Below are 24223 nucleotides of genomic sequence, written 5' to 3'. Positions count from 1 at the left end.
CCCCGGAGAATGGAGCACCAGCTTCTTCGTCCGCGACGTCAGCATGAACCGCGTCGACCCGCCCCTCGGCTCCTTCACTGTCGTCCATAGCGGTACAGGGGCTTCCCCGGGCGTGGCGGACACGGTCGCCCCTGCGCTGACGGACTTCGACTTCACTCCCTCCACCGTCGACGTCTTCACCGGCGAGAAGCAGGTCACCGTCACCGCACGAGTCACCGACGCCACCGGCGCCGAAGCACCCACGATGATCCTGGCCTCCGAATCCACCTCACAGCAGCTCGGCTTCGGCACGATGACCCGCACCTCCGGCGACACCAAGGACGGCACCTACAGCCGCACCGTCACCATCCCCACCACCGCCGCTCCCGGCGATTGGCGCGTCAGCATCTACCCGCTGCGCGACACCATCGGCAACAGCCAGACCGGCTTCAACAACCACCCCACCAAACTCAAGGTCACCAACGGACCCGCCGACACGGCCGCCCCGGTCCTGGCCGACTTCGACTTCACCCCCACCACCGTAGACGTCTCCACCGGCGAGAAGCAGGTCACCGTCACCGCACGAGTCACCGACGCCACCGGCGCCGAAGCACCCACGATGATCCTGGCCTCCGAATCCACCTCACAGCAGCTCGGCTTCGGCACGATGACCCGCACCTCCGGCGACACCAAGGACGGCACCTACAGCCGCACCGTCACCATCCCCACCACCGCCGCTCCCGGCGACTGGCGCGTCAGCATCTACCCGCTGCGCGACACCATCGGCAACAGCCAGACCGGCTTCAACAACCACCCCACCAAACTCAAGGTCACCAACGGCGCCACCGCTCCTGCTGCTCCCACCAAAGTGAGCGCGGTCCATGGCGACCAGTCCGCCCAGGTCTCCTGGACCGCCTCGGCCAACAACGGCGGATCAGCGGTCACCGAGTACACCATCACCAGCACTCCCGGCGGCATCACCAAGACCGTCGCCGGCGACCAGACCACCGCCACGATCACCGGCCTGACCAACGGCACCGCCTACACGTTCACCGTGGCCGCCACCAACGGCATGGGCAACGGCCCCGCCTCGGAGCCCTCGAACGAGGTCACCCCGGTGGCCCCTGCGACGGTCCCCTCGGCCCCCACCAACGTGACCGCGGCCGGCGGCAACGCCTCCGCGACAATCTCTTGGACCAAGCCCACTGCCAACGGCTCCCCCATCACCGGCTACACCGTGACGAGCACCCCGGGCGGGGTTATTAAGACTGTGACCGGTGCCGACACCACGTCGATCACCATCGGTGGCCTGACCAACGGCACCACCTACACCTTCACCGTGACCGCCACCAACGCCATTGGTGACAGCGCGACTTCACACAGGTCCAACGAGGTGACCCCCGCAGCCTCGGCCACCGTCCCCGACCGTGTCGACAAGCCACAGGCGAAGGTCAAGAACCGCAAGGTCATCATCCGATGGAAGCCCGTCGGCTCGAACGGCAGCGACCTCACTGGCTACACCGTCGCTAGCAACCGGGGGCACCTCAAGACCGTCGCGCCCGGCAAGACCAAGGTCGTCTTCCGCAAGCTCAAGCCGGGCCGCTACAAGTTCAAGGTCACGGCCACCAACGAGTTCGGCGACAGCCGTTCGAGCCGGAAGGTGCGGGTAGACATCCGGTAACGCCAGCAGTACCTGGTCAAGAACCCCTCCGGCTACCGCTAGCACTCCAACACCGGGGTGCCGTTCCCGACGACCGCCTGACGGGGCTGGTCACTCCCCGGGTGCCTGCAGCTCGAGGAAGAGGAAGCAGATGAAGGGGCGGCCGTCCGGGTGGGGCAGCAGGTCCGGCGGGGTGTCGGCGGCGGGCGGCGGCTCGGTCATCGCCCGGACCTGGAAGCCCGCGCGCAGGAACGCGCTCACGATCTCCCCCAGCGGGCGGTGCCAGTAGGTCATCCACACGGTCCGGTCGCCGTAGTCGTAGTCCTCGGAGTACCTGGTGAGGGCGAAGTAGTCGGCCTCGGGGTAGACGATCCCGTAGATCATCGGGTGGATGATCGAGACGGTGAGCCGCCCGCTCGGCCGCAGCACCCGCCGCAGCTCGGCCAGCGCCGAGTCCCAGTCCTCGACGTAGTGCAGGGCCAGCGAGACCACCACGAGGTCGAAGCTGTCGTCGGCGTACGGCAGGGGCGCCCCGAGGTCCGCGACCCGCACGTCCGCGTCCCCTCTCAGCCGCTCGCGCGCCAGCTCGACCATGACCGGGCTCAGGTCGAAGGCGGACACGGCCGCTCCCCTCGCCCGCAGGGCCTCCGCCAGCGGCCCCGACCCGCACCCGGCGTCGAGCACCTCCAGGCCCGCGACGTCGCCGGCGAGCCGGATCATCTCCGGCCGCTCGTAGTAGGCGTTGAAGAGACTCTTCTCGTTCCTGGCCGAGTACGCCGCCGCGAAGTCGTCGTAGCCAGGGGCAGCAGGGGTGTGCGCCGAGTCGGACATGCTCCGTTCCTACCCGAGTCCCCTGCGCCCGCGCTCGCGGCGCGCTGTCCGCGGCCCGACTCACCCGGGCGGTCTTGCGCGGGCGAGGAGGATGGTGGTCATGAGCGACATGCCGCGCAAGGCGTTCGGACGCACCGCACGCCTCGCCGCGCTCCCGCTCGGGTACGCCGGGCGCAACGCGATCGGGCTCGGCAAGCGGCTGGGGGGTCGTCCCGCCGAGGCGGTGATGAGCGAGATCCAGATGCGCACCGCCGAGCAGCTCTTCCGCACCCTGGGCGAGCTCAAGGGCGGGGCGATGAAGTTCGGCCAGGCGCTGTCGGTGCTCGAGTCGGCGCTGCCCGACGAGCTGGCCGCGCCCTACCGCGAGCAGCTGACCAGGCTGCAGGACTCCGCACCGCCGATGCCCACGCAGACCGTGCGCGAGACGCTCGCCCGTGACCTGGGTGACGACTGGCAGGACCAGCTGGTCTGGCTCGACGGCGGGCCGACCGCGGCCGCGTCGATCGGCCAGGTCCACAAGGGGCGCTGGCACGACGGCCGCGAGGTCGCGGTCAAGGTGCAGTACCCCCGCGCCGGCGAGGCGCTGCGCTCCGACCTGCGCCAGCTCGCGCGGGTGGCGCGGAGCCTCGGCCCGCTGGTGCCCGGCCTCGACGTGAAGCCGCTGGTCGCCGAGATGCAGGCCCGGATGGAGGAGGAGCTCGACTACGACCTCGAGGCCTCCGCCCAGCGGGCCTTCGCGGCGGCGTACGCCGACGACCCCGACATCGTGGTGCCCGACGTGGTGGCCCACGGCCCCGCGACGCTGGTCACCGAGTGGCTCGACTCGACCTCGTCGCTGGCGAAGGTGATCGCGGAGGGCTCCCAGGAGGAGCGTGACCGCTTCGGCGACCTGTTCACCCGGTTCCTGCTCGGCGCCCCGGGGCGCACAGGGATGCTGCACGCCGACCCGCACCCCGGGAACTTCCGGGTCGTGCCGGGCGTCGACGGCGGACCGCCGCGGATGGGCGTGCTCGACTACGGAGCCGTGGCGCGACTGCCCGACGGCCTGCCGACCGCGATGGGCACCCTGATCCGGATCGCCAGCATCGAGGACGACGCGACGCTGCTCGAGGGGCTGCGCGAGGAGGGCTTCGTCAAGCCCGGGGTCAGCATCGGCTCCCGCGAGCTGCTCGACTACCTCGCCCCGTTCGTGGAGCCGGCGCGCACCGAGCGCTTCCAGTTCACCCGCGCGTGGATGCAGGAGCAGTTCCAGCGCATCAACGACCCCAAGAACCCGTCGTTCACCGTCGCGATGAAGATCAACCTGCCGCCGTCGTACCTGCTGATCCACCGCACCTGGCTGGGCGCGGTCGGCATCCTCTCCCAGCTCGAGGCGGACGTCGCGTTCGGTGAGATCCTGCGCGAGCTGCTGCCCGGGTTCGCCGAGCCCGCCTGAGGTCTACCGCCGGTCGAGCGCCCGGAGCAGGGCGTCGAGCGCGGCCTCGGCCTGGTCGCCGTCGAAGAGGTGCTGGGCGTGGTCGGAGCCCGGCAGCAGCAGGACCTCGTTGTCGTCGCCGGGCGCGGTCGCGGCCAATTGCTCGGAGACCTCCGCCACCGGCTCGTCCTCGCTGGCGATGAAGAGCTTGGGCTGCTCGCCCAGCCCCTCGACGACGCTGTTGGCCGAGAGCGTCACCACCCGGTCGACCAGGTCGGGCCGTTCGCTGAGCAGCCGCAGCGCCGCGTCGGCGCCCGCGCTCCCGCCGACCAGGGCGACCTCCTCGGCGCCGTCCTCGCGCAGCCGCTCGACCGCGGCCGCCATCGCCTCGGCGGTCAGGTCCTCCACCGCGACCACCGTCGCGCCCTGCTCGGCGATCGCCACCGCCTGCTCCTGCCAGCTCGCGGCGTCGAAGGCCGCGCCGTGGGCGAGCACGACGCCGTACGAGCCGTCACCCCAGCGCAACGCGTCCCCCTCGTCGACCAACGAGATCCTCTCGCCGCTCGCCCCGGCGTCCTGGCTCGTGGGGCTCGCGCCTTGCTCGTCGGATCCGCAGCCGGCCAGGCCGAGCAGGGCCAGCAGCAGCCCCGCGGCGAAGGCCGTGACGAGCAGGCGACTGGGGGCGGTCGAGGTCGTCGTCGGCATCTCCCCACCGTAGGTCGTGGGGGTGCACCCAGGGCCTCCGCGACGACCTGTCATGACCTTCCACAGGTCCCATTCGACCCTTGACTCGAACGCGTGTTCGACTAGGATGGGGGCATGACCACCCAGGAGCTCGAGCGCTGCGACACCGCCGACGCGGTCCTCGCCCACGCCCGCTCCCAGCGCGCGGCCCGCGACGCCGCCGAGGTCGCGATGTACGAGGCGACCTGCACGTACGCAGCCATGCACACCACCTTCGACCCCACCCACGCCGCGGTCCTGCCCGGCACCGACATGCCCGTGGCCATCGCCGGGCCCGGCGCACCGAGGGTCTCGGAGTTCGCGATCATCGAGTACGGCACCGCCATCGGACTCTCCGCCGACGCAGCCGTCCGGTACGTCGCCCACGTCGTCGAGACCCGCTACCGACTCCCCCGCCTGCACGCAGCCGTCGCCTCCGGTCGAGTACCGGTCTGGCGGGCCCGCCGCATCGCCGAGGCCACCCTCGGCCTCCCCCGCGAGGCCGCCGCCTGGGTCGACCACCACCTCGCCGGTGTCGCGGCCACCTGCTCCTACGCCGTCCTGGGACGACTCGTCGAGGAAGCCCTGTGCCGCTTCGACCCCGAGGCCGCCGAGGACAAACGAGCCATCGCCGCCGAGGACCGCAAGCTCGACATCCACCTGGCCTCAGCCACCCGCGGCGGGCAGTGCATTGACGGCACCGTCGACATCACCGGCTGCCTCGACCTGGCCGACGCCCTCGACCTCGACAGCGCCGTCACCCGCGAGGCCCGCAACCTGGCGCTGGCCGGCTCCGACCAGCCCCTCGACGTACGCCGCAGCATGGCCCTCGGCATCCTCGCCCGCACCCAGACCACTCTCGACCTCACGGGCACCGGCACCGACGACGACGCGCCTCGGGTGCCTGCACGGCAGGTCGTGCTCAACGTCCACCTCAGCCAGGACGCACTGCACGGGATCGACCCCACGACCCTGCACCACGACACGCACCCCTTCGGCCTCAACGCCGGGCTGCACCTCGCCCGGATCGAGGAGACCCGCAGCTTCGTCACCACCGACCAGGTCTGCGAGTGGCTCCGGGTCCCCGGCACCCACGTCACCTACCGCACCATCACCGGTGGCGGGTCCGACCCCGAGGCCTACGAGCACCCCTTCCGCCAGGTGCACAGCCCGGCACGTCAGCACATCACCGCCGACGACATCCGCGGCTTCGCCAGCAACCCCGACCTCCGACCCCACCCCCGCCGCCCGATCGACCTGACCGAAGAACTCACCAGCGACGGCTACACCCCCAGCGAGCGGCTCGCCGAACAGACCCGGCAACGCCACCCACGCTGCGTCTTCCCGCACTGCACCCGCCGCGCCCGACGCCGCCGACCCGACGAACCCCACGCCGACCTCGACCACATCGAGACCTACGACCCCGGTGGTCCACCCGGCCAAACCACATCGGCCAACCTCGCGACCTTGTGCAGACGCCACCACCGCGCCAAGACCCACACCCCCTGGACCTACCGACCCACCCCCACCGGGTTCCTCTGGACCAGCCCGCACCGCTACCAGTACCTCGTCGAACCACACGGCACCACCGACCTCGGCCAAGCACCCAGACCACCCACCCGGCCCGTGTAGACCAGCCGACTCGCCACACCCCCGCCGCAGCACCACCGCGACGGGGGCACCGGCACGTCCGGCGCCGCCCTCAGTCGGGCGGTCCGGGCTCGCTCACCACGGTCAGCGGCCCCTCGTCGGGCGACGGGGCCTCGAAGTGGTCGACGTACGCGGCCACGAGGTCCTCGTCGAGGACGAAGTCGTCGGGGTGGCTGCCCCGACGTGCCCGCATCCGGGCCAGCACCGTCTCCCGCGTCGTGGCCAGGTAGACGGTCTCGGGGACGACACCGACGCTCGCCAGCAGCGCGCGGTAGTCGTCGCGCATGGCCCGCGACCAGAACGAGAAGTCGAGGACGACGTCGGCACCCTGCGCGACGAGCTCGAGCAGGCGGGCCCGCAGCCCCGCCTCGATCTCGGCCCGCACGTCCGGGTCCAGCGGGACGGCCGTGATCCCGCGTGCCCAGATCTCGCTGTCGAAGGAGAGCCGGACCATGCCCTCCTCCTCCAGACCTCGCGCGTACGTCGTCTTGCCGGACCCCGACGGGCCGCACATGAGGACCACCCGGCTGACGCGCCGAGCCGGCCCGTTCGAACCGGCCGGCTCGCGGTCAGAGGCCGGTGGTGCCATCGATGGACTCGCGGATCAGGTCGGCGTGGCCCGCGTGCCGGGCGTACTCCTCGACCAGGTGCAGCAGGATCCAGCGCAGGCTGACCACCGAGCCGTGGCGCTCCAGCGCGGCGAGCGTGTCGAGGCCCTTGACCGCCAGGGCGCGGTCGATGGCCGCGTCGGCGGCGACCACCGCGGCGTCGTACGCCGCGAGGAGCTGCTCGGGCGTCTGCCCGGCGGCGCGGTGCCAGTCGCGGTCGGGGTCGGCCGCCCAGTCGAGGCTGCGCCACGGCTCGGCGGGCTCGGCGCCGTGCAAGACGTGGCTGCACCAGTAGTCCTCGACGAAGGCCAGGTGCGACAGCAGCCCGCCCAGCGTCATCGGGCTCGGCGCCAGCGCCTGGTCGAGCTGCTCGGCGGTGAGCCCCTCGGCCTGGCGGCGCAGCGTCGCGCGGTAGAAGCCGAGGAACGACCGCACCGCCGTCACCTCGTCGGCGACGAACGGGATCTCCGGCAGCGGGGTCGGGCTCATGCCGGCACGTCGTCGTCGGGCGGGTCGCCGGCGATGCAGTAGCGCAGCCCGCCGGGGTCGGTCATCACCGTCCAGTGATCGTGGCGGGTCAGCACCCGCGCCCCCAGCGCCACGTGCCGCTCGAGCTCGGCACCCACGTCGTCGGTGGTCAGGTCGAGGTGCACCGACACCTCCGTCGCGTCGTCGTCGAGCCGCTGCAGCAGCACCTGCAGCGGCTGGCCCGCGGGCACCTCCAGCAGGTGGAACTCCTCGTACGCCGTGCGACGCAGCGGCCAGCCCGTCAGGTCGCGCCAGAACCCCAGCTCGGGCTCCAGCAGCCGCGCGGGCACGTCGATCGAGAGCTGGTCGACCTGCGAGCGGTGCCCCGTCGGCCACACCGCAGGCCGGCTGCGGGTCTCGGCCGGGTGCCCCACGAAGCAGAACTCCAGCCCGCCCGGCGAGCGCAGCACGACGTACCCCTCGTCGGCAGCCCGCACCACCTCGGCACCCAGCGTCACGGCGTGCTCCGCCGCCGTGGCCTGGTCGGGCACGTGCAGGTCGAGGTGCACCCGCGAGGGGCCCTCGTCGCGGCGCTGCACCCGCAGGTGGTCGTCCCCGTCGGGCGGCACCAGGGTGTGGAACTCGTGCCGCTCGCCGCGCACCGCCGACAGCGTCGAGCCCGTCACCTGCGCCCAGAAGGCCGAGCCGCGCTCCACCTCGTCGGCCGCCAGGTCGAGGAACGCGCTGATCCACAGCGGGCTCGACACCGGACCCGGAGCGCTCATGCGCCGTGGCCCTCCCCGGCCGGTCGGTGCAGCACCCCGCCCGTCGGACGCACCCGCAGCCCACCGTCGCGCACCTCGGCGTCGCCGTCGACGATCAGCGACATCCCGCCCTCCTCGACCGGAGGCCACAGGACGGTGACCACGGGGTTCGCCCCGGCGTTGGCCAGCGACCCCCGCCCCGGCGCCGTCACCACCAGCACGCCGTCGTCGAGCACCGGGCGCACGGAGACCACCTTGACCCGCGCCGGGACGGTCGAGGGGTCGGTGGTCATCAGGAACGCGTCGGCGAAGGGCGCCAGCGCCTCGGCGAGCTCGTCGACCGCCACGGGGATGCTCATGCACCCCACCCTAGGCGCCCGCGACCCCGCCGACGTCGACCCAGCGCTCCCCCAGCGCCACCGGCTCGGCGGCACCCGCGGTCACCTCGGCCAGCAGCGCCCGGGTCGCGGCGTCGTCGCTCGGCGCCACGCCCAGCACCAGGTGCACGCTGGCACCCCACTGCACGTCGAGCACCTCGACCCCGCGGCTGCGCAGCTCGCCCTCGACCCGGCCCGCCTCGGCGTGCTCGACCTCCAGGCCGACCTCGCGCAGCAGCCGCCGCTCGCGGGTGCCGGCCGCCTCGAGCGCGGCGCGCACCGCGTCGCCGTACGCCCGCACCAGCCCCCCGGCGCCCAGCAGGGTGCCGCCGAACCACCGCGTCACCACCGCGACGGTGTCGCTCAGCCCGGCGCCGCGCAGCACCTCGAGCATCGGCGCCCCCGCCGTCCCGGCCGGCTCGCCGTCGTCGGAGGACCGCTCGACCGGCACCGGCGGTGGCCCCACGACCATCGCCGAGCAGTGGTGGCGCGCGTCGTGGTGGCGCCTGCGCAACCGTTCGACCACCGCACGCGCCTCGTCCTCGGTCGCGACCCGCGCCACCGTCGCCAGGAACCGCGAGCGCCGCACCTCGATCTCGGCCTCGACGTCACGCCCCACGACCAGGTACGACGCGTGCCCGCTCACCAGACCCCCCTCACCAGACCCCCAGCACGTCGCCGCCGATCTTGACCACGAAGGCCCCGACCACGGCGATGAAGAAGACCCGCACGAACCGCGACCCCTTGGCCACGGCGGTGCGCGCCCCGACGTACCCGCCGACGAGGTTGGCCAGCCCCATCAGCAGCCCCACCTCCCAGAGCACCGCACCCTGGGGGATGAACACGACGAGGGCGGCGAGGTTGGTGGCCCAGTTGGCCATCTTCGACTTCGCCGACGCCTCGAGGAAGCCGTAGCCCAGCAGCCCGACGAGCGCGAAGACGAAGAACGAGCCGGTGCCGGGGCCCAGCGCGCCGTCGTAGAAGCCGATGGCGAAGCCGGTCGCCGCCGTCGCACCGGTGTGGCGGTGCCCCGCGAAGCGCAGCGCGGTGACCTGGCCGAGGCTGGGCTTGAGGACCACGTAGGCACCCACCAGCAGCAGCACCACCAGCACGATCGGCTCGAAGGCCGAGCGCGGGATCAGGCTCGCCACCGCGGCCCCGCACGCCGACCCCAGGAACGCGGTGAGCATCAGCGGCCCGAACGTGCGTGGGTCGGGGCGCACCCGGCGGTAGAACGTCACGCTGCTGACGCTGGTACCGCAGATCGAGGCGAGCTTGTTGGTGGCCAGGACCTGCACCGGGCTCGCGCCCGGCAGCCCCACCAGCAGCGCCGGCAGCTGGACCAGCCCGCCTCCCCCGACGACCGCGTCGACGAAGCCGGCCACCAGCGCGGCGAGCGCCAGGAGCAGCATCACGGTCAGGGTCGGGTCCTCCACACCGCGACCCTAGATGTGGTGCCTGGGCCCGCGACCTACGGTGTCCCACATGCGGCCACAGCGGATCGTCTCCCTCCTGCCCTCGACCACCGAGGTCCTCTTCGGGCTCGGCGTCGGCGACCAGGTCGTCGGCGTGACCTTCGAGTGCGACCACCCCGCCGAGGCACGCGAGCGCCGGATCGTCTCGTCGACCACGATGCCCGAGGGCCTGGCCCCCGCCGAGATCGACGCGTACGTCGCCGCTGCCGCCGCCGCGGGCGAGGACCTCTACCGGCTCGACGCGGGCGCCCTGGCCGACCTCGACCCCGAGCTGGTGCTGACCCAGGACCTCTGCGCGGTGTGCGCGGTCGACGTCGGCACCGTCGACGAGGCGCTGGCCCACCTGGGCTGCCGCGCCGAGGTGCTCTCCTTCGACCCGCACACCCTCGCCGAGATCCGCGAGAGCGTGCTGCGCATCGGGGCGGCCGTGGGCCGGCCCGCCGAGGCCGAGGCGCTGGCCGCCCGGCTCGACCTGCCCGTGCCGGCGACGAGCGACGGCGCCCGCCGCCCCCGCGTGGTGGTGCTGGAGTGGACCGACCCGCCGTACGCGCCCGGGCACTGGATCCCCGAGATGGTCGAGGCGGCCGGTGCCGAGTGCGCGCTCGGCACCGCCGGCGCGAAGTCGGTGCGGGTCACCTGGGACGACGTGCACGCCGCGCGCCCCGACCTGGTCGTGGTCGCGCCCTGCGGCTACGACCGCGCCGCTGCCCAGGAGCAGGCCGACCGGCTGGTCGCCGAGGCCCTGCTGCCGGCGGGTGTCGCGGTGCACGCCGTCGACCCCAACGCCCACTGGGCCCGCCCGGGGCCACGGGTGGCCGACGGGGTCGCCGACCTGCGCGCCGCGCTCGAGGCCCACGGCCTGCTCGGCTGAGCGGCCCTGCCGGCGCGCGCCGCTACTGCAGCCCGCGGATCGCCCGCGCCGGCAGCAGCCGGCCCGCGATCACGTCGACCATGTCGACGGTCTGCCGCGTCTCGACCACCTCGTGCACCCGGTAGATCCGGGCCCCGGCCAGCGCGCAGACCGCGGTGGCGGCCAGGGTGCCGGTCAGCCGCTCGCCGACCGGCAGGTCGAGCGACTCGCCCACGAAGTCCTTGTTGCTCAGCGACACCAGCACCGGGCGACCGGTGGCCACCATCTCCCCCAGCCGGCGGGTCAGCTCGAGGGAGTGGAAGGTGTTCTTGCCGAAGTCGTGCGCCGGGTCGATCACCACGCTGCGGGGGTCGACGCCGGCCGCCACCGCCCGGTCGGCGTACGCCGTGGTGTCCGCGATCGCCGCGGCCACGACGTCGTCGTACTCGACGCGGTAGGGGCGGGTGCGCGGGGTCGCCCCGCCGGTGTGGGTGCAGATGATCGCGGCGTCGTGGGCGGCGGCGACGTCGACCAGCTCGGGGTCGGCCCCGCCCCAGGCGTCGTTGAGCACGTCGGCGCCGGCCCGGCAGACCGCGTCGCCGACCTCGGCGCGCCAGGTGTCGACCGAGATGACCAGGCCGGGGAAGGACTCGCGCACCCGGGCCACGAAGTCGACGACCCGGCTCTTCTCCTCGGCCGCGTCGATCTCGACGCCGGGAGCGGCCTTGATGCCGCCGATGTCGACGATCTCGGCGCCCTGCTCCACCACCGTGGCGACCCGCTCGAAGGCCTTGTCCTCGGCCCAGGTCGCGCCCTTGTCGTAGAACGAGTCGGGGGTGCGGTTGACGATCGCCATCATCAGCTTCTGGTCGTCGGCGAACGTGTGGCGGCCGAGCACGAGGGTCACACCAGGTGTCTAGCAGACGCGCCCACGCCTGCTGCGTCATGAGCCCGGCAGGAGCCGTTCAGCGGTAGCCCGCGACGACCTCCGGTGGCTGGTCCTCCCATCCGTGATCCCCGATGAGGCCCCAGCAGTCGGGGCGGGAGCCGTCGGTGTCGGTGTGGCCGTAGGTGTCGGCGAGCTGGCGGGCGGTCAGCACCCGGCCCGCGAAGCGCGCGTGCCCGGGGTCCGCGGCGAGGGCGGCCACGCCCCGGGCGACGTACGCCGGCGACTCGGAGATCGCGAAGCCGGGCGCCTCGACGCATGCGTCGCGCCAGGTCTCCTCGGTGACCCCGAACCCCTCGAGCATCCGCTCCGACCGCAGCCAACCGGGCGTCACGCCCACCGGGGTGACCGGCCGGTCGAGGAGTTCGGCCGCCAGGCTGGTCACGAACCGGTCGACCGAGCCCTTGACGAAGTCGTAGAAGAACCCACCCCCGGGCCGCACCTGCCTGTTGACCTCCGACGTGCCGTCGGTCATCTCCACCAGCAGTCCCCGGCCGGTGCGCAGCATCAGCGGCAGCGCCAGCGCGCTGGTCACGATGTGCGTGTCGACGCCCATGCGCAGCATCCGCAGGCCGCCCTCGAGGTCGTGCTCCCACAGCGGCCGGCCCCACTGCGCGTAGCGGTCGCCGCCGAAGACGTCGTTGACCAGCACGTCGAGGCGCCCGTGCTCGGCCTCGATCCGCGCGACCAGCGCCGCGACTTCGTCGGGGCGCTCGTGGTCGACACGCACGGCGCTGCCCTGCCCGCCGGCCGCCCGCACCCGGTCGAGCGTGCCCTCGATGGTCTCGGGCCGGTCCATGTCGGAGGGCCCGTCCGCCCGCGTGCTGCGACCGGTGACCACGACGTGGGCGCCGGCCCGGCCGAGCTCGACCGCGACCGCCCGGCCGGCGCCGCGGGTGCCGCCGGCGACCAGTGCCACCCGCCCGTCGAGGTCAGCCATCGCGCTGCAGCTCTCAGGCCGAGGTGACGGCGTCGGTCAGCGCGTCGGCGAGGTCAGGGCTGTCGGCGTCCAGGTCGACCGCGACCAGCATGTGCCCGCGGAAGCGCTGCGGCACCGAGAAGACCTCCGGGTGCTGGCGCAGCAGCAGGTCGCGCACGTCGAACGGCACCCGCACCAGCACGTGGGCGTTGTCGAGCTCGCGGGCCACCAGCCGCCCCCGCAGCTGCCAGCGGGCCCGGCCCTCACGGGTGGTGCGGGTGACTCCGTCGTACGACGTCACCAGCTCGTGGAGCTCCCCGAGATCCATCTCCGCAGTCTGCCACCGGCGCCCATCCAGGTCGACCCGCTGTCGGTGCGGACGGGTAGAACCGGTCCGTGCTGCCGACCGACGCCGACGCCCCCGAGCCCTACCCCGACGAGTGCGTGGCCTGCTACCTGCGCCGGGTCGTGGCCGAGCACGGCTGCGACCACACGCCGGCCTGGGGCGAACGCTTCCGCGACCTGCGCTCGCCCACCGCCCACTCGCTCGTACGCCGCCTCGACGCGCTCGGCGGCTGCGGCTGCGCGGTGGTGGGCCGGGGGCTGCGCCCGGTGCGCGAGGTGATGGTGCGCGACCTGCACACCGACCAGCTCGAGGAGCCCGAGCACTGGCCCGGCTGCGCCGGGGTGGGGCCCACCAGCAGCCGGCCGTGCCGGCACTGGGAGCGCCGGCCGCGGCGGGCCGGGGCCTGACCCGTCGGCTTCAGTCGCCGACCCAGAAGCCGCGGCCGCCGAACCAGTCGCCCATCGACCCGCCGGCGCCACCGCTGCGACCCGCCCGGCCCCCGAGGTAGGAGCCGACGACCGCGGCGCCCAGGTCGTCGAGCTCGGGGGCGACCACCCGTCCGTCCACCCGGCGGGCCATCTGCTCGATGAACCGCGCCAGCCCCGGGTCCTCGCCGAGGCGGAAGAAGGTGGTCTGGGCGCCGAGGCGCATCGACGTGTCGAGCTCGCGCACCGCGTGCGCCACCGTCAGCGGGTGCGGCGGGTAGGAGAAGAAGACCTCGCCGCCCGCCTCGAGGTGCGAGGTCGGCTCGCCGTCGGTGACGACCAGCAGCACCGGCTGGGCGTTCGGGTGCCTGCGGAAGTGCCGGTTGGCCAGCAGCAGCGCGTGGTGGAGGTTGGTGCCCTTCTCCCAGCGCGCGTCGAGGGCGGTGAGCTGCTCGATCTCCATCACCTCGGCGTGCCGGCCGAAGCCGACCAGCTGCAGCGCGTCGCCGCGGAAGCGGCTGCGGATCAGGGTGTGCAGCGCCAGGGCGGTGCGCTTCATCGGCACCCAGCGCCCGTCCATGGCCATCGAGAACGACGTGTCGACCAGCAGCGCGACGGCCGCCTGGGTGCGGGCCTCGGTCTCCTGCACCTCGACGTCGTCGACCTGCAGCCGCACGCCCGAGGTGGCCGAGCCGCCCTCGCCGACGGTGCGGGTGATGGCGTTGGTGACGGTGCGGGTGACGTCCCACGGCTCGGTGTCGCCGAAGGCCCAGGCGCGCGTGGCGCCGGAGCGCTCCCCCGCCGCGCCGGCCCGGTCCATGTCGCGCTGGCCCTGGCGCCCCGACATCCGCTGCGCGACGTCGCGCAGCAGCGAGCGGCCCAGCTGGCGCATCGCCTTGGGGGTCAGCCGCAGCGCGCCGTCGGAGCCGCGCTGCAGGGTGCCGGCCTCGCGCAGCGCGCGCTCGAGTTGCTGCAGCTCGCGCGCGCTGGTCGAGGCGTCGTCGCCGAGCTGGCGGGCCAGCGCGTCGAGGTCGAGGTCGTCCATCCGGGCGCCGCCGTAGGACTGCGAGAGCTGCTCGGAGAGCGCGTCGAGCTCGGCGAGGTCCTGGAAGACGCCGGTGCCGTCGCCGAGGCCGACGCCCTGCGCGCCCTCGCCGCCCATCTGCTCCGAGCCGGTCCAGTCCTCGCCGGGGCGCAGCGCCTGCAGGTGCGAGTCGAGGCGGGCCAGCGACTCCATCAGCTGGGGCGAGCCGAAGGCCTGCGCCGAGAGCTCCATGAGCTGCTGGCGCTGCTCGGGGCTCATCGAGGCCAGCATCCGCTGCGCGGCCGCGGCGCGGGCCGCCATCGCGTCGAGCAGCTCGTCGAGGCTCCCGGGCTGCTCGGGGAAGTGCTCCCCGTGCTGGCGCATGAACTCCTCGAAGTCCTCCGCGGTGTCCTCGCCGCGCTCGCGCTTCTCGAGGAGCTCGTTGAGGTCGGTGAGCATCGCGTCGATGGCGGCCCGGTCCTCGTCGGTGGCGTTCTCGAGGGCCTGCTTCATGCCCTGGAAGCGCTGGTCGAGCAGCTCGCGGCCCAGCAGGTCCTTGATCTGCTCGTACGTCTCCCGAGCCTCGCGGCTCTGCCAGTCGTACGACGCCAGCTCGCTGACCGCGGCCGCCGCGTTGGGCGGCAGGCTGTCGAGCTGCATCTCGCGCAGGGCCCGGTCGCCGTCGTCCATCTCGACGTCGCGGGCCAGCTGCTTGCGCTCCTCGAGCACGGCCGCGTCGAGCAGCTCGCGGACCTCCTGCAGGGTGCCGTCGAGGTCGTGGCGCTCCAGCAGCTCGCGGCGCCGCTCCGCGACCCGGCGGGCCAGGTCGTCGAGGCCCTGCCGGTCGCCGGCGCCGCGGCGCAGCAGCTCGCGCAGCGCCCGCTCGGGGCTGTAGCCGGCCATCACGTCCTCGCCGATCTCGTCGAGGGCCTCGGCGAGGTCGACCGGGGGCGCCAGGGGGTCGGGCCCGCCGTCGTAGCGCCCGTAGCGCGAGGCGCGGCGCTGCGACCAGATGTCAGCCATAGACGCTCTCGCCCCGGCCCGAGGCCTTGCTGACCCGGCGCGCCAGGAACAGCCCCTCGAGGGCCAGCTCGATCGCGCCCGCGCGGCGGCCGTCGGTGTCGGCGTCGAGCCGGTCGCAGATGTCGTCGTAGAGCTCGGACTCACCGAGCACGGGCAGGCCCGCGAGCAGGTCGCGGGCGGTGACCTGCTCGCCGGTGGTCACCATCTTCCCGGCCTCGAGGGCGTCGACGAGCAGGCCCATGTCGAGGCCGCGGAAGTGCTCGCGCACGGTCTCGGCCACGGCGGTGCGCAGCAGGTGGGTCAGCACCTCGGCCTCGCGGCCCTCCTCGCCGCTCTCGAACTCGATCTTGCCGCCGAGCACGTCGACGGCGGTCTCGAGGTCGACGACGCGGGCCACGGCCGCGTCCTCGCCCTGCGCGGTCGCGCGGTGCAGGGCGGCCGCGGCGATGGTCTCGGCGCCCGCGATGGCGAAGCGGGCCGAGACGCCGGAGCGCTGGTCGACCGAGGTCGAGCCGCGCAGGTGGCGGGTGAAGCGGGCCAGGATCTCGACCAGGTGGTCGGGCACGTCGACGAGCGCGGGGTCGATCGCGGCCTCCTGCCGGATCACCGCGACCTCGTCGTGCAGCTCGGTCGGGTAGTGGGTGCGGATCTCGGCGCCGAAGCGGTCCTTGAGCGGGGTGATGATCCGGCCGCGGTTGGTGTAGTCCTCGGGGTTGGCGCTGGCCACGACCAGCACGTCGAGCGGCAGGCGCAGCACGTAGCCGCGGATCTGGATGTCGCGCTCCTCCATCACGTTGAGCATCGAGACCTGGATCCGCTCGGCGAGGTCGGGCAGCTCGTTGATCGCCACGATGCCGCGGTGGCTGCGCGGGATCAGGCCGTAGTGGATCGTCTCGGGGTCACCCAGCGAGCGCCCCTCGGCCACCTTCATCGGGTCGACGTCGCCGATCAGGTCGGCCACCGAGGTGTCGGGGGTCGCGAGCTTCTCGGCGTACCGCTCCTCGCGGGCCCGCCACTCGACGGGCAGGTCGTCGCCGAGCTCGAGGGCCCGGCGCCGCGAGGCGACGGTGATCGGCTCGTAGGGGTGCTCGCCGAGGTCGGAGCCGGCGATCACCGGGGTCCACTCGTCGAGCAGGCCGACCATGGTGCGCAGCAGCCGGGTCTTGCCCTGGCCGCGCTCGCCGAGGAGCACCACGTCGTGGCCGGCGATCAGGGCCCGCTCGAGCTGCGGCACGACGGTGTCCTCGAAGCCGTGCAGCCCCGGCCACGGGTCGCGGCCCTCGCGCAGGTGGGCCAGCAGGTTGTCGCGCAGCTCGGTGCGCAGCGGCTTGTGCCGGTGGCCCGAGGCGCGCAGCTCCCCGAGCGTGGCGATCGTGGGCTGGGCCGACTGGGGCTGGGCGGTGGCAGGCACGGTCTCGGCGGTCACACGACCACGCTACTGCGCGGGCCAACCACGCGGCCCGGGGTCGGCTCGGCCTACTCCGGGGAGGGGACGACCATCACCGCGCCGTGCGCGTGCTCGAGCACCGAGGTCACCACCGACGGGAAGAGCAGCTCACCCAGACCGTGCTGGCGGTGGTAGCCGAGCACGACCAGGTCGCGTCCCTGCGCCTCCGCCACGAGCACCTGGTCGGCGAGCCCCCGCACGATGCGGGTCTCCACCTCCACGTCGGGGTGCTTCTCGGCGAGCCCCGCGGTCGTCTCGGCGACCAGGCTGCGCACGTCGGCGGCGTCGTCGGTCTCGTCGACGACCATCGCGCCGGCGTAGGCCACGCGGGCGTCCCAGAAGCAGTGCAGCACCGTGACCTTCTCGCCGGTCGCGGCCGCCTGGTCGTACGCCGCCGCCACCGCACCCATCGAGCGCTGCGTGCCGTCGATGCCGACCAGGATGCCGCCGCCCCCGGTGCCCCCGGGCCGCACGACCACGACCGGGCAGTGGGCGTGGCGCGCCACGGCGGCGCTGACCGAGCCGAGCAGCAGCGAGCGCAGCGGCCCGCGTCCGCGCGAGCCCAGCACCAGCAGCGAGGCGTGCTTGGAGAGCCGCAGCAACTCGCCGCGCACGTCGCCCCGGCCGACCGCCGTCTCGACGGTCAGGTCGGGGTGCAGCGAGAGCGCCTGGTCGCGGGCGGCGTTGACCCGGTCGGCCCCGGCGGAGGAGAGCTCGGCGTAGAGCACCGCGTGGTCGATGCCGGCGGTGTCGAGCCACATGCTCGGTACCGGCTCCCACACCGAGACGATCGCCAGCGGGCGGTGGTGCAGGTGGGCCTGCCGGGCCGCCCAGGCCAGCGCCTCCTCGGCGTGCTCGGACCCGTCGACGGCGACCACGACGGCCCCCGTGGACGACACGTGGTCGGCGATCTTGTGGCCGGTGGGCTGCGTCTGCGCGTTCTCGAGGTTCTCCGGTGTGGTGTCCATGGCTTCACCCTGCCCGTGGCCGGGTCGCACGCCGAGGGGCTGTGGTCGCCCACCCGCGGGACCTTGGTCCCGAGCGACCCGCGGGCACGGACGGGGCTGGACGGGGCTGGACGGGGCTGGTCCTAGGCTGCGGGGGTGCAGACGGCGGCGGTGGTGGCGGTGGCGGTGCTCGCGGTCGCGCTCGCGGTGTGCGGGGTGCTGCTGGTGCGCGCCCGGCGTGAGCTCGACGTGTCGCGCCGGATGGTCGTCCAGCTCGAGGCCGACCTCGACGCCGCGCTGCGCCCCTCCCCCACCGAGCGCGCCCTGCGGGCGGTGGTCGGGACCGCCTCGCGCGTGCGCCGCGAGGGAGTCGCGGGGATGCTGGGCTCCTCGCTGGAGGACCTGCAGGCCTGGGCCCTGGAGAAGCGCCCCGACATCCTGCAGGTCGCGGCCGCCGATGGCACCCTGACGCTGCTCTTCTCCGACATCGAGGGCTCGACCACCCTCAACCACCGGCTCGGCGACCGCGCCTGGGTCAAGGTGCTCGAGGCGCACGACCAGCTGGTGCGCTCGCACGTGGAGCGGCACCGAGGCCAGGTCGTCAAGAGCGCGGGCGACGGCTTCATGGTCGCCTTCCGCGACCCCTACGCGGCCGTGCGCGCCGCCCGCGGCATCCAGCGCTCGCTGGCCCGCACCCTCGACCCACGGCTGCGGCTGACCCAGGTGCGGGTGCGCATCGGGGTGCACTGCGGGCCGGTGATCTCGCGCGACGGCGACTACTTCGGGCGCAACGTGGCGCTCGCGGCACGCGTCGCCGACCTCGCCGACGGGGGCGAGGTGCTGGTGACCGAGGCCGTGCGGGCCGAGGTCGAGGGCACCGACGAGCGGCGGATGCGGTTCGAGGAGGCCGGCGAGGTCGAGCTCAAGGGCCTGCCCGGCGAGCACACCCTGTGGCGGCTGGTGGTGGAGACGTGAGCGACGACCAGCACGCCCTGGGCGCAGCCGCCGGCCCCTGCCCCTGCGGCACCGGCGCGTCGTACGACGCCTGCTGCGGTCCGCTGCACCGGGGCGCCCGGCTCGCCGAGACGCCGGTGGAGCTGATGCGCAGCCGCTACAGCGCCTTCGCGCTCGGCCGCGTCGACCACCTCTTCCGGACCTGGCACCCGCGCACCCGCCCCGCCGACCTGGTGGAGGAGGGCCTCGACCCCGCCCGCACCTGGACCGGCCTCGAGGTGCTCGACCACGGCGACGACTGGGTCGAGTTCGTGGCCCACCACCGCGACACGGCCGCCTCGGGCGTGGTCACCCGCGGGACCCTGCGCGAGCTGAGCCGCTTCGAGCGGCGGGCCGGCCGCTGGTTCTACGTCGACGGCACTTTCGGCGGCTGACGTCGGGACCAAGGACCCTGGGGGCCCGCTCCGGGCGGGCGTGACGATGGGCGACGTCCCCCTTCCACCGTCCCCTTCCACCGTGAGGTCATCGTGCAGGAGTCAGTCGAGCTGTCCGAGAGCGAGTGCGAGGCGCTGCTGCGCGCCGGCGTCGTGGGCAGGGTCGCGATCTCGACACCCGACGGCCCGCACATCGTGCCGGTCAACTACGCGGTCGTCGACAGCCGCGTCATCGTGCGCACCACGCCGTACTCCGTGCTGGGCAGCAACGCGCGCGGGGCGGTGCTCGCCTTCGAGGTCGACGGCTTCGACCACGAGCGCCAGCGCGGCTGGAGCGTCGTCGCGCGGGGACGCAGCGAGGTCGTCCACGACGCCGAGGAGCTCGAGCAGGTGCGCAAGGTCTGGGAGCCGCGGCCGTGGGCGGCCGGCACCCGCTCCCTCTACGTCGCGATCCCGTGGACCCAGGTCTCCGGACGTCGCCTGGGCGGGACCTGGGACCCGCTGAGCACCATGCCGACACGTCGCGTGCTGTGAGTCCTGCTGTGACAATGGGGCGATGACCCAGCAGCGACGCCACCCCGAGCTCGCAGGCTCGGCGCAGGCCCTGCTCGACGCGGTGGTCGCCATCTCCTCCGACCTCGACCTGCCCAGCGTGCTGTCCCGCATCGTCGAGTCGGCCCGCGAGCTGACCGGGGCCCGCTTCGGCGCGCTGGGGGTGGTGAGCCCCGACGGCGGGCTCAGCGAGTTCATCACCTCGGGCCTCGACGTCCATGAGCGCGAGCAGATCGGCGCTCCACCGCGGGGCCGCGGGATCCTGGGCCTGCTCATCGAGCACCCGGAGCCGCTGCGGATGCCCGACCTGGGCGAGCACCCCTCGTCGTACGGCTTCCCGCCGAACCATCCGCCGATGCGGTCCTTCCTGGGGGTGCCCGTACGGATCCGCGGCACCGTCTTCGGCAACCTCTACCTGACCGAGAAGGAGGGCGCCGCGCAGTTCAGCGACGCCGACACGGTGCTCGTGGAGGCACTGGCCTCGGCAGCCGGCTTCGTGATCGACAACGCCAGGGCCTACGGGCTCAGCGAGCGACGACGCCAGTGGCTGCAGGCCGCCGCCGAGCTCAGCGACGCGCTGCAACCACCGGTGCCTCGCGAGGACGCGCTCGAGCGGATCGCCTGGTCGGCGTGCTCCATGGCTCGTGCCGACGCGGCGGCCGTGGTGAGCCTGTCCGGGCCCCCACGCGAGGCGGCCCAGGGCGCCGTGGTGGCCGGGGCCGACCGGGGCGGCGACGTCTCGGTCGCCCAGGTGCGCGAGCTGGTCGCCGAGGCCCTCGAGACGCTCGCCCACGGCTCCGAGGCGTCGGAGGGCGAGGTGGGCCAGGTGGGCCAGGTGCGGGCGCTCGTCGTGCCGCTGCGCGCCCACCTGGCCGAGCGCACCGCGCTCGTGCTGCTCTTCGAGGGCGTCGGCCCCCTCGAGGTCGAGGAGCGCGAGCTGATGATCTCCTTCGCCGACCAGGCCGCCCTCGCCCTCGACCGCGCGCAGGCCCTCGACGAGCGCGCCGAGCTGGCCGTCATCTCCGACCGCGAGCGGATCGCCCGCGACCTGCACGACGTGGTGATCCAGCGGCTCTTCGCCACCGGGCTGCAGCTGCAGGGCGCCCAGATGCTCGCCGACCCCGACCTGGCCACGCGTCTCGACAAGGCGGTCGCCGACCTCGACCTGACCATCCGCGACATCCGCGGCTCGATCTTCGAGCTGCAGCACCGCGAGCGGTCCTCGCTGCGCTCGGAGGTCCGCACGCTGGTGCGCGAGTACGTGCCGGCGCTCGGCTTCTCGCCGGTCGTGCGCACCGCCGGCCCCCTCGACACCGGTGTGCCCGGGTCGGTGCGCGAGCAGCTGGTCCCGGTGCTGCGCGAGGCGCTGTCGAACCTGTCGCGCCACGCCCTGGCCGACCACGCCGAGGTCGACCTGACGCTGGGCGAGAGCGCGCTGGTGCTGCGCGTGGACGACGACGGGGTGGGCCTGCCCGCCCAGGTCGTGGAGAGCGGCATGCGCAACGCCCGGCGCCGCGCCGAGGCCCTCGGCGGCTCCTGCGAGATCTCGCGGCGCGAGCCCACCGGCACCTCCTTCGTGTGGAGCGTCCCGGTCGGCTGAGGGCGCAGGCCCGGGTCGGGACCAAGGACCCCTCGGCAGGGGCCCGCGGGCCCCTGCGCCGGCGGTGCGCCGGGCACCACCCTGGTCCGGGGGCCCGCCGTGGGTCCGCCCACGACCAGGAGGAACCATCCATGAGCACCATCGCCCACCGTGACCAGCAGCCTGACGCCCCGCTCGCCGCCGCGGGCCCCGACGCCACTGGCTCCGGCACCCCGGCCGCCCGGGCGCTCGCCCTGCTGCGCATCGGCTTCGGCCTGACCTTCCTGTGGGCCTTCCTCGACAAGCTCATGGCCCTCGGGTTCGCCACCGGCCGCGGCCCCGAGGGCGAGGTCGACCGCTTCGGGGATGCAGCGTGGCTCAACGGCGGCAGCCCCACCGAGGGGTTCCTGACCTTCGGCGCCGACGGTCCCTTCGCCGACTTCTACCAGGGCATCGCGGGCGCGGCCTGGGCCGACCTGCTCTTCATGGTGGGGCTGCTGGCCATCGGCACGGCCCTGACCCTCGGCGTGGCGATGCGCCTCGCCGCCGCCAGCGGAGCACTGCTCTACGTGCTCATGTGGAGCGTCGCGCTGCCGCCGGCGAACAACCCGGTGCTCGACGACCACCTCCTGGGCGGTCTGACGCTCGTGGTGCTGGCGGCCTTCCACGCCGGCGACACGTGGGGCCTGGGACGCCGCTGGCGACACGTCCTGCTCGTGCGCCGGCTGCCCGTGCTGCGCTGATCACCACCAGCCCAGCCCCAGCTCCCCGGCCTCCTCCCGCAGCTCCTCCCGCACGCGGGGGTGGGCGGCGTGCTCGACGAGCTGGCGGGCCTGCTCCTGCTGGGTGCGGCCGAAGACCTCGGCCGCACCCTGCTCGGTGACCACCGCGCTCATCTGGAACGACGTGACGGGCTCGTCGACCATCGCCACCACGGTCGAGCAGTCGGCCTTCGGGTGCCACGAGCGCAGCGCGATCACGGCCTGGCCGCCGGGGCTGTGCATGGCGCCGACGATGAAGTCGGTCTGCCCGCCGAAGCCCGAGTGGATGCGGGCCCCGATGCGCGAGGCGTTGGCCTGGCCGAAGAGGTCGACCTGCAGGGCGGTGTTGACGCTGAGCATCGCCGGGTTCCGCGCGATGCGGGCCGGGTCGTTGGTGGTCTCGGTGCGCGCCAGGCGCACGCGCTCGTTGCCGTCGACCCACTCGAGCAGCTCCTCGGAGCCGAAGAGGAACGAGGCGACGAGCGGCACGGACACGTCGAGCGCGCCGGCCCGCTCCAGGCGCAGCACGGAGTCCGAGAACATCTCGCTCCACACGCGCAGCCCGCGCCTGCCCACCAGCCCGCTCACCGTCGCGTCCGGCACCGCACCGATCCCCGTCTGCAGCGTCGCGCCGTCGGGCACCCGACCGGCCACCAGCTCGCCGATCCGGGCGGACTCGGGCCCGATGGCCGCCTCGGGCCTGGTCGCCAGCGGCTCGTCGGCCTCGACGAGCACGTCGACCAGGTCGAGGTCGAGCTCGGCGTCCCCGAAGGTCCACGGCACGTGCCGCGACACCTGGGCGACCACGACCCCGCCGCGACGGCGCACCTGATCGACCGCCGCGGGCAGCACGTTGACCTCGGTGCCCAGCGACACCCGGCCCGCGCGGGGCCGGGTCGTGTGCAGCACGACCACGTCGGGCGGGACCACCGTGCCGAAGAGGGTCGGCACCATCGAGAGGCGCGAGGGCACGTAGGCCAGGCGCGGGTGGCCACGCATGCCCGGCCCCACGAACGAGGTCTCGGGCGTGACGCCGTCGCGGTCGGGGATCCCGCGCTGGGCGTTGAGCATCCACAGCCGGTAGGACGGCAGCAGCGCGTCGACCAGCCCGAGGGTGTGCCACGGGGTCGCGTGGTTGCCCGTGACCACGACGCGCGGGTCGGGGGGCAGGCGCCGCAGCGCGGCAGCGAGGTCGGTCGAGGGCACGGGAGCGCGACGCCTCAGCGGGCGCTGCCGTCGGGGCCCAGCAGCCGGCTCGCCAGGACGGCGGCCTGGGTGCGCCGCTCGAGGCCGAGCTTGGCCAGGATCGCCGAGACGTAGTTCTTGATCGTCTTCTCCGCCAGGAACATCCGCTCCCCGATCTGGCGGTTCGTCAGACCCTCCGCGATCAGGGCGAGCAGCTCGAGCTCACGCTCGGTGAGGTCGGCGAGCTCGGGCGCGCTCGCGGGCCCGTTGCGCACCCGCTCGAGCACCCGCGCCGTCAGCGCGGGGTCGATGAGCGAGTTGCCGTCCGCGACCTGACGGATGGCGCCCACGAGGTTGAGGCCGGTCACCTCCTTGAGCACGTAGCCCGAGGCACCGGCCATGATCGCGGCGAAGAGCGCCTCGTCGTCGTCGTACGACGTCAGGATCAGCGCCCGCACCGACGGGTCGACGGCCCGCACCGCCCGGCACACCTCGATGCCGGACCCGTCGGGGAGCCGGGCATCGAGGACGGCGACGTCGGGGCGCAGCGCCGGGATGCGCGCCGTGGCCTCCTCGGCCAGCCCCGACTCCCCCACCACCTCGATGCCGCCCGCCGCCTCCAGCAGGGCGCGCAGGCCCTGGCGGACGACCTCGTGGTCGTCGAGCAGGAAGACGCGGATGACACGGTGCTCGGTCTCGGCCATGGGCGCGGGCCTCTCGGGTGCGACGGCAGGAGCCCCATCATCACACCGGGAGAGAAATGACAGCAGCCCCACCGCGGTGCGGTGGGGCTGCTGCGAAGAATTGTCCGGCGGCGTCCTACTCTCCCACAACCTCTCGGTTGCAGTACCATCGGCGCTGAAAGGCTTAACTTCCGGGTTC

General features: G+C 73.9%; 26 protein-coding genes and 1 rRNA gene. 10 read left to right on the top strand and 17 right to left on the bottom strand.

Going from position 1 to position 24223, the window contains the following annotated elements:
• Positions 1-112: 112 nt before the first annotated feature.
• On the top strand, positions 113-1660 hold the full coding sequence (locus tag OCU29_RS00135) for a fibronectin type III domain-containing protein (protein ID WP_261818335.1): 1548 nt from the start codon (positions 113-115) through the stop codon (positions 1658-1660).
• Positions 1661-1750: 90 nt separating this feature from the next.
• Here OCU29_RS00135 and OCU29_RS00130 read toward each other — a convergent pair whose 3' ends face one another.
• Positions 1751-2470 carry a class I SAM-dependent methyltransferase gene (locus tag OCU29_RS00130; RefSeq protein WP_261818334.1) on the bottom strand — a complete coding sequence of 240 codons (720 nt, stop codon included), beginning with the start codon at positions 2468-2470 and terminating at the stop codon, positions 1751-1753.
• A gap of 100 nt (positions 2471-2570) precedes the next feature.
• Between OCU29_RS00130 and OCU29_RS00125 the strand changes: the two genes are divergently transcribed.
• Positions 2571-3905 (top strand): AarF/ABC1/UbiB kinase family protein, encoded by a 1335-nt coding sequence (locus OCU29_RS00125; RefSeq protein WP_261818333.1) that lies wholly within the window; start codon positions 2571-2573, stop codon positions 3903-3905.
• A gap of 3 nt (positions 3906-3908) precedes the next feature.
• On the opposite strand, the gene OCU29_RS00120 is transcribed toward OCU29_RS00125, so the two are convergent.
• Entirely contained in the window at positions 3909-4589 is a 681-nt protein-coding gene (locus OCU29_RS00120; RefSeq protein WP_261818332.1) for an alpha/beta fold hydrolase, read from the bottom strand.
• Between the two features lie 114 nt (positions 4590-4703).
• Here OCU29_RS00120 and OCU29_RS00115 point away from each other — a divergent pair, with 114 nt between their 5' ends.
• Positions 4704-6239 carry an HNH endonuclease signature motif containing protein gene (locus OCU29_RS00115; RefSeq protein WP_261818331.1) on the top strand — a complete coding sequence of 512 codons (1536 nt, stop codon included), beginning with the start codon at positions 4704-4706 and terminating at the stop codon, positions 6237-6239.
• 70 nt (positions 6240-6309) lie between these two features.
• Here OCU29_RS00115 and OCU29_RS00110 read toward each other — a convergent pair whose 3' ends face one another.
• From OCU29_RS00110 to OCU29_RS00085, 6 genes are read right to left on the bottom strand one after another with little or no spacing between them, the layout of a single operon-like run.
• Entirely contained in the window at positions 6310-6771 is a 462-nt protein-coding gene (locus OCU29_RS00110; protein ID WP_261818330.1) for an ATP-binding protein, read from the bottom strand.
• Positions 6772-6826: 55 nt separating this feature from the next.
• Positions 6827-7354, bottom strand: coding sequence for a DinB family protein (locus tag OCU29_RS00105; protein WP_261818329.1), 528 nt, complete (start codon positions 7352-7354; stop codon positions 6827-6829).
• Positions 7351-8118 (bottom strand): VOC family protein, encoded by a 768-nt coding sequence (locus tag OCU29_RS00100; RefSeq protein WP_261818328.1) that lies wholly within the window; start codon positions 8116-8118, stop codon positions 7351-7353. The genes OCU29_RS00105 and OCU29_RS00100 overlap by 4 nt, the downstream gene beginning before the upstream one ends.
• Entirely contained in the window at positions 8115-8456 is a 342-nt protein-coding gene (locus tag OCU29_RS00095) for a pyridoxamine 5'-phosphate oxidase (protein WP_261818327.1), read from the bottom strand. The genes OCU29_RS00100 and OCU29_RS00095 overlap by 4 nt, the downstream gene beginning before the upstream one ends.
• A gap of 10 nt (positions 8457-8466) precedes the next feature.
• Complete coding sequence (locus OCU29_RS00090; RefSeq protein WP_261818326.1) at positions 8467-9120, bottom strand: YigZ family protein; 654 nt, start codon at positions 9118-9120, stop codon at positions 8467-8469.
• 10 nt (positions 9121-9130) lie between these two features.
• Positions 9131-9910 carry a TSUP family transporter gene (locus OCU29_RS00085; protein ID WP_261818325.1) on the bottom strand — a complete coding sequence of 260 codons (780 nt, stop codon included), beginning with the start codon at positions 9908-9910 and terminating at the stop codon, positions 9131-9133.
• Positions 9911-9959: 49 nt separating this feature from the next.
• On the opposite strand from OCU29_RS00085, the gene OCU29_RS00080 reads away from it, so the two are divergent.
• Positions 9960-10820, top strand: a complete 861-nt coding sequence (locus tag OCU29_RS00080; protein WP_261818324.1) for an ABC transporter substrate-binding protein — start codon at positions 9960-9962, stop codon at positions 10818-10820.
• Between the two features lie 22 nt (positions 10821-10842).
• On the opposite strand, the gene folP is transcribed toward OCU29_RS00080, so the two are convergent.
• From folP to OCU29_RS00065, 3 genes are read right to left on the bottom strand one after another with little or no spacing between them, the layout of a single operon-like run.
• The gene (gene folP / locus OCU29_RS00075; RefSeq protein ID WP_261818323.1) at positions 10843-11706 is read right to left on the bottom strand and encodes a dihydropteroate synthase; all 864 of its coding nucleotides are present in this window, start codon (positions 11704-11706) and stop codon (positions 10843-10845) included.
• 58 nt (positions 11707-11764) lie between these two features.
• Positions 11765-12685, bottom strand: a complete 921-nt coding sequence (locus tag OCU29_RS00070) for an SDR family oxidoreductase (RefSeq protein WP_261818322.1) — start codon at positions 12683-12685, stop codon at positions 11765-11767.
• Between the two features lie 13 nt (positions 12686-12698).
• Positions 12699-12992: a hypothetical protein gene (locus OCU29_RS00065; RefSeq protein ID WP_261818321.1), complete on the bottom strand. Its 294-nt coding sequence runs from the start codon at positions 12990-12992 to the stop codon at positions 12699-12701.
• Between the two features lie 68 nt (positions 12993-13060).
• Between OCU29_RS00065 and OCU29_RS00060 the strand changes: the two genes are divergently transcribed.
• Positions 13061-13417, top strand: a complete 357-nt coding sequence (locus OCU29_RS00060) for a DUF2695 domain-containing protein (RefSeq protein ID WP_261818320.1) — start codon at positions 13061-13063, stop codon at positions 13415-13417.
• Between the two features lie 10 nt (positions 13418-13427).
• Here the strand turns inward: OCU29_RS00060 and OCU29_RS00055 are convergent, their stop codons facing one another.
• From OCU29_RS00055 to OCU29_RS00045, 3 genes are read right to left on the bottom strand one after another with little or no spacing between them, the layout of a single operon-like run.
• Positions 13428-15482 carry a VWA domain-containing protein gene (locus OCU29_RS00055; RefSeq protein ID WP_261818319.1) on the bottom strand — a complete coding sequence of 685 codons (2055 nt, stop codon included), beginning with the start codon at positions 15480-15482 and terminating at the stop codon, positions 13428-13430.
• Complete coding sequence (locus tag OCU29_RS00050) at positions 15475-16908, bottom strand: sigma 54-interacting transcriptional regulator (RefSeq protein ID WP_261818318.1); 1434 nt, start codon at positions 16906-16908, stop codon at positions 15475-15477. Before OCU29_RS00050 ends, OCU29_RS00055 begins: the two co-directional genes overlap by 8 nt.
• Positions 16909-16958: 50 nt before the next feature.
• Positions 16959-17897, bottom strand: a complete 939-nt coding sequence (locus tag OCU29_RS00045; protein ID WP_261818317.1) for a universal stress protein — start codon at positions 17895-17897, stop codon at positions 16959-16961.
• Between the two features lie 135 nt (positions 17898-18032).
• On the opposite strand from OCU29_RS00045, the gene OCU29_RS00040 reads away from it, so the two are divergent.
• From OCU29_RS00040 to OCU29_RS00020, 5 genes are all read left to right on the top strand, one after another.
• Entirely contained in the window at positions 18033-18851 is an 819-nt protein-coding gene (locus OCU29_RS00040; RefSeq protein WP_261818316.1) for an adenylate/guanylate cyclase domain-containing protein, read from the top strand.
• Positions 18848-19264, top strand: a complete 417-nt coding sequence (locus OCU29_RS00035; protein ID WP_258016875.1) for a YchJ family protein — start codon at positions 18848-18850, stop codon at positions 19262-19264. The genes OCU29_RS00040 and OCU29_RS00035 overlap by 4 nt, the downstream gene beginning before the upstream one ends.
• A 93-nt stretch (positions 19265-19357) precedes the next feature.
• The gene (locus OCU29_RS00030; protein WP_261818315.1) at positions 19358-19798 is read left to right on the top strand and encodes a pyridoxamine 5'-phosphate oxidase family protein; all 441 of its coding nucleotides are present in this window, start codon (positions 19358-19360) and stop codon (positions 19796-19798) included.
• Positions 19799-19820: 22 nt separating this feature from the next.
• On the top strand, positions 19821-21416 hold the full coding sequence (locus tag OCU29_RS00025) for a GAF domain-containing protein (RefSeq protein WP_261818314.1): 1596 nt from the start codon (positions 19821-19823) through the stop codon (positions 21414-21416).
• 131 nt (positions 21417-21547) lie between these two features.
• A complete protein-coding gene (locus tag OCU29_RS00020) occupies positions 21548-22138 on the top strand; it encodes a hypothetical protein (RefSeq protein WP_261818313.1) in 591 nt (196 codons plus the stop codon).
• Here OCU29_RS00020 and OCU29_RS00015 read toward each other — a convergent pair whose 3' ends face one another.
• The 3 genes from OCU29_RS00015 to rrf form a co-directional block, all read right to left on the bottom strand.
• Positions 22139-23362: an acetyl-CoA hydrolase/transferase family protein gene (locus OCU29_RS00015; RefSeq protein WP_261818312.1), complete on the bottom strand. Its 1224-nt coding sequence runs from the start codon at positions 23360-23362 to the stop codon at positions 22139-22141.
• Between the two features lie 14 nt (positions 23363-23376).
• Positions 23377-24045 (bottom strand): response regulator transcription factor, encoded by a 669-nt coding sequence (locus OCU29_RS00010; protein WP_261818311.1) that lies wholly within the window; start codon positions 24043-24045, stop codon positions 23377-23379.
• 102 nt (positions 24046-24147) lie between these two features.
• Positions 24148-24223, bottom strand: a 5S ribosomal RNA gene (gene rrf, locus OCU29_RS00005); the annotation flags it as partial.

The organism is Nocardioides sp. OK12 (assembly GCF_024341885.1).
GTDB classification, from domain to species: Bacteria; Actinomycetota; Actinomycetes; order Propionibacteriales; family Nocardioidaceae; genus Nocardioides; species Nocardioides marinisabuli.
The sequence above is the reverse complement of the archived record's forward strand: the minus strand, read 5'-3'. Positions and strand labels throughout refer to the sequence as shown.